The following is a 12,921-nucleotide window of genomic DNA, read 5'->3' as shown; positions in this document are numbered from 1 at the left end:
GCCCGGATATGGCACAAGGCGACCTGGATCACACAAAATAGTGTGTGGATAAAAAGTTACTCACAAGACGACTGTGCTAGGTTTTCAACAGATTCCATCAGAAATTCGAGAACATTATGAAACGACTGACCACAGCCCTAGTTCTGGCCACCTTCATTCACGGCTGTGGACAAAAAGACGCTCCCGACACGGAGGGAGAATCTGTTACCGGGAGCGCTATACCGCTATCCGAACAACAGGGAAGCGAGAAAATTGATGCCAGCAAGGCACCCACGCGCAAATCCGCCATCAATGAAGAGACTTTCGAGCGGCTCAGCAACCAACTGATTGAGCGTATGTGGCACCTGTTCCCATCGTGGGCGATCAGCAACGGATACTACAAGGTTGCATCCGAACTTGAGGTACCGGATACACATTACCGACGCGAAGTCCTGAGCTTTGCCAGAAGCTCACTTAACCAATTTTCCGGCATCGATACCGAAAAGCTTAGCCCGGGTGCCCGCACAGACCTGGCTCTGATCATCAACTTCCTGAATGAGACCATCTGGAAACTTACAGAGTTCAAGTCCCATGAGTGGAACCCCGCGGATTACAATGTTTCCCACGGGTTCGCACTGATCCTGAATACCGATTACGCACCACTGGACGAGCGCCTTCGAACCTTCAGTGAACGCCTGTTAAAAGTACCGGCCTACTATGCCGCCGCCGAAAAAACCCTCAGCAACCCAGCCTCTCCACAGCTCATCCTCGCTATTCAGCAAAATGAAGGTGCGCAATCTGTATTTGGTGAGGATCTCGAGAAAAAACTGACGCAAAGCGGTCTCAGCGATCGTGAAAAAGAACAGTTTACCTCTCGCCTACAGGCCGCTCGCCAGGCCATCGATGAATATGTCGTCTATCTGCAAACTCTGCACGCGCAGATGGAACAAGCGGACAGCTTCCGCGATTTTCGTATCGGAAAAGAGCGCTACGAGAAAAAGTTCAAATTCGATATCCAAATCAGCATGAGTGGTGAAGAACTCTATAACCGTGCCATGAAGGAAAAAGACCGGCTACACCTGAAAATGGACGAACTGGCAGACCAACTGTGGCCCAAATATTTCCCAAATGAAAAGCGTCCGGACGACATACTTGAGAAAATTCACAAGGTACTGGAAAAGCTTTCGCTGAATCACGCAACCAAGGAAACTTTCAAATCAGAAGTAGAAAAACAGATTCCGGAACTTGTAGCCTTCGTCAACGAGAATGACCTCCTTTCCTTGGACCCTGAAAAGCCACTGGTGGTGCGCACAACACCGGCGTATATGCGTGGATTTTCAGTGGCATCAATCAATGCCCCAGGTCCTTACGACAAGAATGCCAACACCTATTACAACGTGATGCCTGTGGAGGAGCTCCCGGATGATCGGGCAGAGAGCTTCCTCAGAGAGTACAACACCTACTTGATGCAAATTCTGAACATCCACGAGGCGATACCCGGGCACTACACCCAGCTTGTATATGCCAACCAGTCTCCCAGCCTCATTAAAAACATCCTCGGCAACGGCGCAATGATCGAAGGATGGGCCGTGTATACCGAACGTATGATGCTGGAAGCCGGCTATGGGGATTTTCAGCCCGAGCTGTGGATGATGTACTACAAATGGAACCTGCGCACAGTGGTCAACACTATCCTGGACTACTCAATTCAGGTCAAAGGCATGACGGAAGATCAGGCAATGGAATTAATGATGAAACAGGCATTCCAGCAAGAAACAGAGGCACTGGGGAAATGGCGCCGTGCAACATTAAGTCAGGTTCAGCTCACCAGCTACTTCGCGGGATATATGGACATCATGGCGTTACGGGATGAAATAAAGCAAAAACTGGGAGAAAAATTCAATCTTAAGCAATTTCACGAAAAATTCCTGAGCTACGGAAACGCACCTGTTCCAGTGATCCGGGAACTGATGCTGGCGGATATCGAACCGTAGATTCTCCGTCGATCAATTTTCGAGCCAGCGGCGCGCTTGAGACTGTAAATTACATTGTTCAATCTTGCTACAGAGCACTGGCCAAATTCAGTGTGCCACTACAGTAGGCTTAGCGCCCAGCGCAGGCGCAGCCAGCGCGGAGTACATTTTGTCTTAATGTTTGAGCGCCAGCGAGTAACACAAAATGTGCGTAGCGTTGGCTGTCGCTCTGCCGCTGATTGCTACGTTTTGAGTTTTGCACGGAGTTCGCTAACCGAATAAACCAATGGAACGCGCCCATGAACTGGTGCCGCGAGCACTTCGGTAAACTTTGCGCCCTCCGCTCCCAACCAGGCCGCGCCGACAAAATTACTTAATGGAACAAAGACAGGCGACAGATTTTGACCTTCTAGGCCGCCTGCAAATTTCTGCGCACTTTCTTTTAATACCCAGACAGGCAGTGCATGTTCATTTTCGGCATTTAGCATGAATACGGCTTGACCTGCCATAAGAATCCAGATGCCATCTGAATTATGAACAGACTCTATAAAATCTCTATCACCAAATACTTCGATATTCATCTGAAACTATCTCTGGATGAAACGTAACGCCCAGCGCAGGCGCAGCCAGCGCGGAGCATCTTTTGTGTTAATGTTTGAGCGCCAGCGAGTAACACAAAAGGTGCGTAGCGTTGGCTGTCGCTCTGCCGCTGATTGTTATGTGCCTGCATTACATGCCACCACTACCGGGATCAATCGGACCAGAATGCCCCTGCAGCCCATTGCCTTTTGCCCAACCAATTTTTAGAACTCTATGCACAACTGCAAAACCGACTAACGGAATTAAAACAACAAATGCAAAGCATGCAAATTTTGCCCACTTGCTTTTCATGGGATAGTGAGCCAACTCAATTGCGATAAAAAATATCAGAGCAATATGAATTACAACAGCTAATCCGGAAAAAGCTAAAACAGCGTCATTAGACATAACTCAAACCAAATCATTGCCACTTAAATCCGTAGTATTCAATCAGATTTACTTAACCCTACGAACCTTGTTCAGCACATAACGCCCACGGCAGGGGCGGCTTACCTTACGCGCGTTTTACGCGAAAATGGGAGCGAAGCGACCCGCGTAAAACGTGCGTAAGGTAAGCCGTCCCGCGGAGGCCCGAAGGGCCGGAGCTTCACTGCCCGTGATTGTTATACGTTGCCGCCACTGCTCTGCCCAGGCAACACACTTACATAAAACAGGGCAGGTAGACGCATTGCACTAACCTGAACTTTACTATCATTGTAAACTTTCTGATACTAAACCTACTCAACCGCAAATATTCGTGTTCCATCTCCGGCACAATACTTCGATTTGAGAGCTGGCAACCTCAGAAACCACACCATCAAATGAAATGGTTAATGCTGTCCCTACTCCTTTTACCTCTTTGAAATCAGGAAGGTTATAAATGCAGAGGAAAAAGATATTTTCATCTTCCTCTCCATAAAATAATGGACTTTCAATTTTAACCTGATTCATGACTTCCTGACGTATAACGCCCAGCGCAGGCGCAGCCAGCGCGGAGCGCCTTTTGTGTTAATGTTTGAGCGACAGCGAGTAATACAAAAGGTGCGTAGCGTTGGCTGTCGCTCTGCCGCTGCTTGTTATGCGTTACGCACCCACCCAAGGCTAAGTACGTAGCGTGTACCAGCGACTACCTTTGAAACTGAATGCTCTGAAAGATCTGGACGAAAATACTTCACCCTAGAGTTTTCATAGATCGGAGAACTGCAAAAAAATTCTCCGCCAGATTTTGCATTCTTTACGAAAAAATTTAATCGGTAGTGATTACCCGCAGCAACTTTATCCGTATGGGGCGGAATCTCAGCCCCCTCTCTGAAACGTAGAATATAGAAATCAAAAGGAATTGGCCATTTAGATCCAAGTACGAAGAATTTCTCGTACCCGGTCTCTTGCCTACCTTTTTCCCATCTCCATAGCTTCAACTTTTTACTCTCATACTTTCAGTATCTCAGACGCATAACGCCCAGCGCAGGCGCAGCCAACGCGGAGCGCCTTTTGTGTTAATGTTTGAGCGACAGCGAGCAACACAAAAGGCACGTAGTGTTGGCTGTCGCTCTGCCGCTGATTGTTATGTTTTGGGGACCTTAAAGGCATAGTTGGATTCAAGGTGCTTAATAATTTTATAAAGTGCTCGATAAATATTCAGCTCATTTGCGCCGAAAGGATAGTAGCCCGTAATTAGCTCCTCACTAGGAATATCCTCCGTTACAACCCTACGCCTCTGACTTCCATCTTCTTGCAAGAACTCTACAGGATAGCGAAACGATCTTCCCTCGCTTTCCAGCTCTCCCCAACTACTATAATTCTGTATATTGGCATTGTAACACTCATTTCCGACAATTTTTTCCAGGTCGATGAGTAGCGCTTTTATAGGGTCAATTTCCGCTCTTGTTTCACGTACGGCCTGGCATATAGATATTTTTCTCTCAATAAACTCAAGTTGCCCCGAAAATAAACAGTCACTTTCTTTTCTTGCTTCTTCAAGCCAAACTTGAAATTGGTTTTTATAACAACCATCTTCACTAAGAGTCTTTATCTTCTCTAGTGCTCTAAGCTCTTCTTCAAGAAACTCTGCTATCTCATCCCATCCTTCATATATATCATGCGCTAAATCTACTATTTCTTTCTTTTGCGCTTCATCAATTTCACCAAAATCTAATGATCGGTACTTCTTGTATCCCTCTATTTCTGCCTTTTCGCAATATTCCTGCATTTCTGAATCATGACCCCAAGACTCCGCAATTCGAGACTTGATCTCACGAAGAATTGATTCTGGAATTTCCATTTGGCACCTAATGAAAAACATAACGCCGCGCTCAGCCGCAGCTTACTTTGTGCGCCTTTTGCGCGAAAATGGGAGCGTAGCGACCGCGCAAAAGGTGCGCAAAGTAAGCTGTCGGCCTGCAGCGCCTTGTTAAGAGCGGAAGTACGCACGGACTCCACCATTGAAAAAGAGATAGCCAAGAATCACCGCTGTGAGAGCAGCACCAAAGATGATGGACGGAACTTGCTGCATTAAACCGAATGGAATTATCATAACAGCGGCCAACAATACAGAATAGACCTGCCTTGAATATTGCCAACGCCTTAAGAATAACACCGCAGTAACAGGCATAAGTAGACCTACTGTTGCTGTTGGGATTGCCAACCCGGACTCCCAAAGTTCCGCAGCGCCCATAGTAACGCCATTAAAATTTATCGGGATACCTGGAACAGCTACTGCTAATAATAGGTAAATACAAAAAAGTGCATGCGCTGTCAAAAATTTTAACAATGTCGGCATATCATTAAATGCTTGATACATGGCTTTGCTCTTAACGCCGCCAGCAGGGGCAGCTTACTTTGGGCGCTTTATTGCGCAAAAATGGGAGCGCAGCGACCGCGCAATAAAGTGGCCAAAGTAAGCTGTCCCGCGGAGGGCCGCAGGCCCGGAGCGAACTGCCTGGCCTGGTTATGGCTGACGCGCTCCGGAATAATTGATGGCACTTTGGCAACGCTGCCCGCCAAACGATTGAAAGAAGACCGAACCTTCTCTCAATCAAAAACTTTCTTACTTGCACTCCACGACACTGCAGCGGACTGCCCTATTCTACCTCACCAGAGCGAACACTCTAGGAACGAAACTGCTTGAATAGCACCGTGTCAAAATGCCAAATACTGGATGCCAAAACAGTGCCGGAAATTACCCGCCGGCACAAACAACAATTTTTATGACACGGCACCATAACGCCGCCAGCAGGGGCAGCTTACTTTGGGCGCTTTATTGCGCAAAAATGGGAGCGCAGCGACCGCGCAATAAAGTGGCCAAAGTAAGCTGTCCCGCGGAGGGCCGCAGGCCCGGAGCGTACTGCCTGGCCTGGTTATGGCTGACGCGCTCCGGAATACCTAATGGCACTTTGGCAACGCTGCCCGCCGAACTATTGAAAGAAGTCCGAACCTTCTCTCAACCAAAAACTTTCTTACTTGCACTCCACGATACTGCAGCGGACTGCCCTATTCTACCGCAACAGAGCGAACACTCTAGGAACGGAACTGCTTGAATAGCACCTTGGCAAAATGCCAAATACTGGATGCCAAAACAGTGCCGGAAATTATCTGCCGGCACAAACAACAATTTTTATGACACGGCACCATAACGCCCAGCGCAGGCGCAGCCGGCGCGGAGCGCATTTTGTGTTAATGTTTGAGCGCCAGCGAGTAACACAAAAGGTGCGTAGCGTTGGCTGTCGCTCTGCCGCTGTTTGTTAAGCGTGGCCGCCACTGAGAACGATATTAAAGCCCTCACTCTCAGACGGCTCCTCAAAGTACTTTGAAACTTGATAAAACATTTCTTTGGTATCAGAGCGCTGCCTTTCCGGATTTTCCGCTCTTCTCAGAGCTATACGAGCCAAGCAAACGTCATCTGGCTGATCCAGATAAACTAGCTCATGCTTTGTACCGACTTCGGAATAGATATTTTTTAACCATTCTCGCTGACCGGTAGTATTTGCAGGAAAATCTAGCACTACTGTACCCCCGGAAGCTAGAATTCGCTGTGCAATATCTTTGACAATCGGCTTTATACGTTGTGCGTAATTTACGTAATCTTGCAGACTCGTAATCTCACCCGGATAAAGCGACTCAAGCCAATCATCTTCAGAAATTAAAACAGCATTCCTTTCTTCTGCAATTTGGGAAGCTTTTGTCGATTTACCTGCGCCCATTTTTCCACAAAAAAATACAAGCATTACCTTTCTCTACCAAGACTTACTACGCTTAACGCCTTTGTAACAGGCATTTTTTGTGTAGTGGAGTTTTGCGGTAAAGTGGCGAAGCCACCGCAAAACGGAGCGTAGCAAAAAATGTCCTGTTGACAAACTTGTTAGGCATTTTGACCTTCATGCGCCTGAGCAACTTGTTGCCAACAGCGCTTTATCTCGTTAACAATCGAAGGCTCCCCGTGTATTGCACTTGGACGAACGGGTGCAGGCAGGTTTTGAAGAAGCCATTCATCCGACCACCCCTCCCAAACTCCAGCAACACTTCGAAGGTTGCTTTCCAAAACTGGATACACTTCGTACCAAAGTATTTCCTCTGCCTCGGATAGTGATAAATCACTTTCAGATATGCTACGAGCGATGTAATTAAACGTTAATTCATCTATTTCAGTATCTAGAAATAGATCAGATAGTGCTCTCCAGATTTTTATTCTTTCTTCTTTTATCAAGTTTGCACTCTCTTTGATTTGATGCCTAACGCCCGCAACAGGGGCGACCAACGCTATGCACGTTTTGTGCGAAACTGGGAGCGCAGCGACCCGCACAAAACGTGCATAGCATTGGGCGTCCCGCGGAGGCCCGAAGGGCCGGAGCATTCTGCTTGCGTTTGTTAAGTTTGGACTACCCATAGAAGTAAGAATTTGCCACATATAGTACGCCGCAAGCGCCTATACCAACCAATAGCGTTTTCCATGAAAACGACTTATCGGACTTTCTCTCAGACAGCTTTACCCAGAGAACTCCACCTGCCACCGCCATTAGCCACAAAGAGGTAGCGACCAGATAATTGCCTTTACCAAAGTAAACCAACCCGGCAAGTAGCAACACACCCGAAAGCGGCACTGAGAATGCTGCGAACAGGCTTAGTAATATATTTTTTGATTCACTACGCATAAAAACTTAACGCCCGCAGCAGGGGCGGCCAATGCTATGCACGTTTTGTGCGAAACTGGGAGCGCAGCGACCCGCACAAAACGTGCATGGCGTTGGACGTCCCGCGGAGGCCCGAAGGGCCGGAGCAAACTGCCTGCGTTTGTTAATGGTTTTACCCTCGCCACTCTGCCAGAGCATCTGTTGAAGCAAAGCCGAGCATGGTCATGCTGCCAGAATCATTACTCCAACCAAGTGCGAATAGGCCAGTTTCAGGCTGGAAAAGTAGATACTGATACCCTGCTTTAGCTATGGCGAATGCCTCTTTCTTTGAAAATTCTTTGAATCCGTACTCTTCATAGCTTGCTGCAGTTACATTAACCTTTATTGGATCAATCAACGACTGCACCAATTTTTCCATTTCTTCTCTTACACGTGCATCTCTATCCTGGACGCCTGGAAATGGAGAAGATGTACCTTTGCTAATAGATTCTTGTATCGCTTTAAGCGCGCAACCTCGATTCATGCGATGACCATTAACGCCCAGCGCAGGCGCAGCCAGCGCGGAGCGCCTTTTGTGTTAATGTTTGAGCGATAGCGAGTAACACAAATGGTGCGTAGCGTTGGCTGTCGCTCTGCCGCTGTTTGTTATGTGAGGGCGATCTCTAATGCATCGTAAGCCCAAAAATAGAGGTAAGCTATCAATACAACAAACATCATCACGAACGATGTAAAGAACAGGAACCACATGTAACTTTGAGACTCACAAACCTCAACGACTTTTTGTAACTCTTTAATATCTTTACATTGCTTATAGAACCTACTGAGAGTTTCCTCATTGAGAATGGACCAAGAAGCCACCATCAAAGATACATGCCAGGCGATCACAACGTAGGAGAAATTTACGGGTGACACTAGTTCCGGAACATTAAATATACATAAAACGATGATTGGTAATGCGGCCAAAACCAGTTCGATCTGAAATGAAATATCGACTAATTCGACACTTCGTCCTCGCCCTAGGTGGGTATATCTGATAACTGGGCCATAAACTATCCAGGCAAATATGTAGCCCGCCCTAGCCCGCTCAGTCAATGGTTCTTCTATTTTTGCTTTACTGCTCAATGCATTCTCTCTGTTTTAGTATTCACATAACGCCGCCAGCAGGGGCGACTTACCTTGTGCACTTTTTGCGCAAAAATGGGAGCGTAGCGACCGCGCAAAAAATGCACAAGGTAAGGCGTCCCGCGGAGGGCCGAAGGCCCGTAGCATACTGCCTGGCCTTGTTAATTGCCGGATCCTCGCTCATTAATTAGTTCCCGCTCCGCACGTTTGCGTAAAACAGAAAAAACTATCAATGGCGGCCCGATTGCCATTGCTGCTGGAATTTTTATGAGCGACTTTAATCGAGTTCCATGTGATGTGCATTTTTCTGGATCGGGGTTTCCTCCACTCGACCTAAATATTGTTATATATCCGTGTGGCTCTTCAGGAGCGAGGCATTCAAATGTATTTAGATCCTGATTATACAGAAATAGACCGATCACGAGTCCCAAACCAAGGTATACGCACACCGAGCTGATCAAAACTTTTCGAAGCATCCTTTCCTCGCAGTTCAAACAAATTTAGTGAGCAATGGTCTTACCCACGATAAGTAGACACCCTAACTATGCGCGTTTGCGCTCAAAATCCGCCGGACTGACATGACCAATAGCGGAGTGCCTACGTACTCGGTTATAGAACACTTCGATGTACTCGAAGATTCCGCTTTTTGCGTCCTCGATACTCTCGTACTGCTCTGCGTATATTAGCTCGACTTTCAGTCGACTAAAAAACGATTCCATCGCCGCATTATCCCAGCAGTTTCCCTTTCTGCTCATACTGGGTCTGCAATCATTCTTTTCGATAAAATAACGATAATCTCGTGCGCGATATTGCACACCTCGATCTGAGTGGATAACCAGACCTGGCCGAATCTCTCGACGCTGAAAAGCCATCTTCAGCGCGTCAGTTACCAGTTGTTCAGTCATGCTCGTATCCAGGGCCCACCCTACAATCGCCCTCGAATAGAGATCCATCACCGTGGCCAGGTATAGCCAACGATCACGCACCCAGATATACGTGATGTCGGTGGTCCACTTCTCGTTCGGCTTCTCGGCGACAAACTGGCGACTCAGCAGATTCTCAGCCACGTTGCTCATAGCCTCTGCAGGCGGGCTGTACTTGAAGCCCTTCCCATTACGGGCCCGTATCCCTCTCGAACGCATGATTTTCGCCACAAAATTGACGCTACACTGGATACCCGCTGCATTGAGCTCATCAGCGATCCTAGGAGCCCCATAGCGGGCTTTAAACGCTGCATAGGTTTCAATAACTTGGGCTTCCAGTCGCTCTCGACGGCAAGCTGAAGCGCATTTCGGACGCTTTTCCCATTTATAGTATCCAGCCGTGGATACTTTCATCAGACGGCACATCATCGTCAGCGGGAAATCTTCCCGGCACTGCTCGATCAGTGCGTACTTCACTCTTGGTTTTTCGCGAAGTACGCCGTCGCCTTTTTTAAAAACTCGACCTCCTTCCGGAGCGTTTCATTCTCGCGTCTCAGCTTCCGTACTGACTCACTCTCTTTTTTGGAATAATCTACTCCGTCCAGTGAGTTGAATTGTTTATCAGAGAGGCGATGGAGCTGGCGCCGCCAGTTATAGATTTGCCCCGGGTGAATTCCTAGCTCACGCGCGACCTCAGCGGCCGTTACGCCCTCTTGATCACTACGACGAACCGCCTCCCGGCGGAACTCTTCCGTATATGCTGCAACCTTCTTCTTACCCATGATACACCTCCGTGTTAGGCCGAAACCTAACTATACAGGGTGTCTACTTTCTGTGGGTAACACTGGCAATTAACGCCGCCAGCAGGGGCAGCTTACTTTGGGCGCTTTATTGCGCAAAAATGGGAGCGCAGCGACCGCGCAATAAAGTGGCCAAAGTAAGCTGTCCCGCGGAGGGCCGCAGGCCCGGAGCGTACTGCCTGGCCTGGTTATGGCTGACGCGCTCCGGAATACTTAAAGGCACTTTGGCAACGCTGCCCGCCGTACTATTGAAAGAAGACCGAACCTTCTCTCAACCAAAAACTTTCTTACTTGCACTCCACGATACTGCAGCGGACTGCCCTATTCTACCGCACTAGAGCGAACACTCTAGGAACGAAACTGCATGAATAGCACCTTGGCAAAATGCCTAATACTGGATGCCAAAACAGTGATGAAAATTAGCCGCTGGCACAAACAACAATTTCTATGACCCGGCACCATAACGCCCGCAGCAGGGGCGACCAATGCTGTGCACATTTTGTGCGAAACTGGGAGCACAGCGACCCGCACAAAATGTGCATAGCGTTGGGCGTCCCGCGGAGGCCCGAAGGGCCGGAGCAAACTGCCTGCGTTTGTTATGCATTTTATTAATCACAAGATTTCGGACTTGGCTCGCAGTAACCCTTTGGCTTCTCAGTACCAATCTCGAAAAGCTCATTAAGCATTTTCCACGCTCTTTTTCTTGCGCGCTCAGCCAGGTGGCTGGCTCGATCAAAGTTACCGGCTTCGATTTCTCGTTTTACAAGTGTGCCATGATGATTCATATGAATAAGTGAATCAGCCCATTCCGTTAGCTGCGATTTATCTATTTCAATTTTCTGATTCATAGGTACACATGTCATGATGCATAACGCCGCCAGCAGGGGCAGCTTACCTTATGCGCGTTTTGCGCGAAAATGGGAGCGAAGCGACCCGCGTAAAATGCGCATAAGGTAAGCTGTCCCGCGGAGGGCCGAAGGCCCGGAGCTTTACTGCCTGGCATTGTTAACTGCGGTGATACGTAGTTGCATAGGATTTACGACAACAAATGGAAAGCTAGGATGACCGCGAATAAAAACATGGGAATAATTATCAACCCAGCAGCTATCCCCAATTTAAATTTACGGTTAGCGCTATGCTGATTATATTCTCTCTCTTCCTGTGAATACACAGCTTCACAGTGCGGACAGACAATTTCGTTATGTACGATTACTTTATCACAGTATGGACAAGACGTTGTCCGCTGCTCAAGAAGCTCCCATATTGATCCGATAAAATTCACTTGCTTGCCTAAGCAGTTAACGCCCAGCGCAGGCGCAGCCAGCGCGGAGCGCATTTTGTGTTAATGTTTGAGCGCCAGCGAGTAACACAAAAGGTGCGTAGCGTTGGCTGTCGCTCTGCCGCTGATTGTTAAGTGGGGGGCTAGCACCCACCATCTCCCCCACCTCCACAGTCGCCGCCACCACCATGACCGCCACTATCCCCTCCGAAATACACTCCGCCATTAGTACGTTGGTTCACACCGAATTTCACAATGAACCAAAGAATGCTAGATATGAGAAAGCCAGTAAAGACGATTGGCGCAAAGACTGAATTGAGTAAATCATTTGAGGACAGCTCTATAAACTGCCAAGAACCTAGAAGGCCCGCCAGGTTAAATATAAATGACTTCATCGGTACTCCTTTACTCACTTAACGCCCACAGCAGGGGCGGCTTACCTTATGCGCGTTTTGCGCGAAAATGGGAGCGAAGCGACCGCGCAAAACGCGCATAAGGTAAGACGTCCCGCGGAGGCCCGAAGGGCCGGAGCTTCACTGCCTGTGATTGTTATGCATGGCCGAAGTGCGATCTTCATCAATGCGATAAATTGGCCTTCCACTCACGTTACCCTCTCTAACTTCAAGAACAATCGGGCCTCTATAGCTCTCTGGGAGGAAACCCCAATCTCGCACACTAGTTTTTATACCACTTGGCAATTCAACTTGGAAATGCGGATCCGCAGAAGCCTTGCCACGCCCACCGACATGATTAAATACATTTGCCTGGATATATGTGAATGTCGTTCTACTTGGCTCAAACGCACAGTATGACAGAGAGCCAAATATGCAAAGAATAATTGCTAGTAAAAAGTGTGGAGCAAATCTATCTGAATTCATATTGCATAACGCCGCGAGCAGCGGCAGCTTACTTTGTGCGCTTTATTGCGCGAAAATGGGAGCGTAGCGACCGCGCAATAAAGTGGACAAAGTAAGCTGTCCGGTGGAGGCCCGCAGGGCTGGAACGAATTGCCTCGCCTTGTTAATGTTTGATGACCTGAAAGCAATTTAATACTGCACAAGACCACCAAGCCCAACGCCCCGAATAACTAACATACTACGAGTGGCACGGTTGGCTGTACCATACCACGCTTTCCCTCGA

14 protein-coding genes are annotated in these 12,921 nt (G+C 48.1%); 1 reads left to right on the top strand and 13 read right to left on the bottom strand.

The window, feature by feature from the left end; all coding sequences use genetic code 11:
• Positions 1 to 116: 116 nt before the first annotated feature.
• On the top strand, positions 117 to 1,973 hold the full coding sequence (locus ACYX4K_RS03385; RefSeq protein WP_475093513.1) for a DUF885 domain-containing protein: 1,857 nt from the start codon (positions 117 to 119) through the stop codon (positions 1,971 to 1,973).
• 221 nt (positions 1,974 to 2,194) lie between these two features.
• On the opposite strand, the gene ACYX4K_RS03380 is transcribed toward ACYX4K_RS03385, so the two are convergent.
• The 13 genes from ACYX4K_RS03380 to ACYX4K_RS03320 form a co-directional block, all read right to left on the bottom strand.
• Entirely contained in the window at positions 2,195 to 2,533 is a 339-nt protein-coding gene (locus tag ACYX4K_RS03380; RefSeq protein ID WP_475093514.1) for a DUF2750 domain-containing protein, read from the bottom strand.
• 148 nt (positions 2,534 to 2,681) lie between these two features.
• On the bottom strand, positions 2,682 to 2,939 hold the full coding sequence (locus ACYX4K_RS03375) for a hypothetical protein (RefSeq protein ID WP_475093515.1): 258 nt from the start codon (positions 2,937 to 2,939) through the stop codon (positions 2,682 to 2,684).
• 333 nt (positions 2,940 to 3,272) lie between these two features.
• Positions 3,273 to 3,482: a hypothetical protein gene (locus ACYX4K_RS03370; RefSeq protein WP_475093516.1), complete on the bottom strand. Its 210-nt coding sequence runs from the start codon at positions 3,480 to 3,482 to the stop codon at positions 3,273 to 3,275.
• 613 nt (positions 3,483 to 4,095) lie between these two features.
• Complete coding sequence (locus tag ACYX4K_RS03365; RefSeq protein ID WP_475093517.1) at positions 4,096 to 4,812, bottom strand: hypothetical protein; 717 nt, start codon at positions 4,810 to 4,812, stop codon at positions 4,096 to 4,098.
• A 129-nt stretch (positions 4,813 to 4,941) separates the two neighbouring features.
• On the bottom strand, positions 4,942 to 5,331 hold the full coding sequence (locus ACYX4K_RS03360; RefSeq protein WP_475093518.1) for a hypothetical protein: 390 nt from the start codon (positions 5,329 to 5,331) through the stop codon (positions 4,942 to 4,944).
• Between the two features lie 940 nt (positions 5,332 to 6,271).
• The gene (locus ACYX4K_RS03355) at positions 6,272 to 6,754 is read right to left on the bottom strand and encodes a P-loop nucleotide/nucleoside kinase family protein (RefSeq protein ID WP_475093519.1); all 483 of its coding nucleotides are present in this window, start codon (positions 6,752 to 6,754) and stop codon (positions 6,272 to 6,274) included.
• 134 nt (positions 6,755 to 6,888) lie between these two features.
• The gene (locus ACYX4K_RS03350; RefSeq protein ID WP_475093520.1) at positions 6,889 to 7,233 is read right to left on the bottom strand and encodes a DUF7079 family protein; all 345 of its coding nucleotides are present in this window, start codon (positions 7,231 to 7,233) and stop codon (positions 6,889 to 6,891) included.
• 596 nt (positions 7,234 to 7,829) lie between these two features.
• Complete coding sequence (locus tag ACYX4K_RS03345) at positions 7,830 to 8,075, bottom strand: hypothetical protein (protein WP_475093521.1); 246 nt, start codon at positions 8,073 to 8,075, stop codon at positions 7,830 to 7,832.
• Between the two features lie 227 nt (positions 8,076 to 8,302).
• Positions 8,303 to 8,779 (bottom strand): hypothetical protein, encoded by a 477-nt coding sequence (locus ACYX4K_RS03340; RefSeq protein WP_475093522.1) that lies wholly within the window; start codon positions 8,777 to 8,779, stop codon positions 8,303 to 8,305.
• Positions 8,780 to 9,321: 542 nt separating this feature from the next.
• Positions 9,322 to 10,179, bottom strand: coding sequence for an IS3 family transposase (locus ACYX4K_RS03335; RefSeq protein ID WP_475091449.1), 858 nt, complete (start codon positions 10,177 to 10,179; stop codon positions 9,322 to 9,324).
• Positions 10,176 to 10,484 carry a transposase gene (locus tag ACYX4K_RS03330; protein WP_475091450.1) on the bottom strand — a complete coding sequence of 103 codons (309 nt, stop codon included), beginning with the start codon at positions 10,482 to 10,484 and terminating at the stop codon, positions 10,176 to 10,178. The genes ACYX4K_RS03335 and ACYX4K_RS03330 overlap by 4 nt, the downstream gene beginning before the upstream one ends.
• 626 nt (positions 10,485 to 11,110) lie before the next feature.
• Positions 11,111 to 11,350, bottom strand: a complete 240-nt coding sequence (locus tag ACYX4K_RS03325; RefSeq protein WP_475093523.1) for a hypothetical protein — start codon at positions 11,348 to 11,350, stop codon at positions 11,111 to 11,113.
• Positions 11,351 to 11,924: 574 nt separating this feature from the next.
• Entirely contained in the window at positions 11,925 to 12,176 is a 252-nt protein-coding gene (locus tag ACYX4K_RS03320; protein ID WP_475093524.1) for a hypothetical protein, read from the bottom strand.
• Positions 12,177 to 12,921 lie beyond the last annotated feature (745 nt).

The organism is Microbulbifer sp. ABF4_107, from assembly GCF_056312215.1.
The sequence above is the reverse complement of the archived record's forward strand: the minus strand, read 5'-3'. Positions and strand labels throughout refer to the sequence as shown.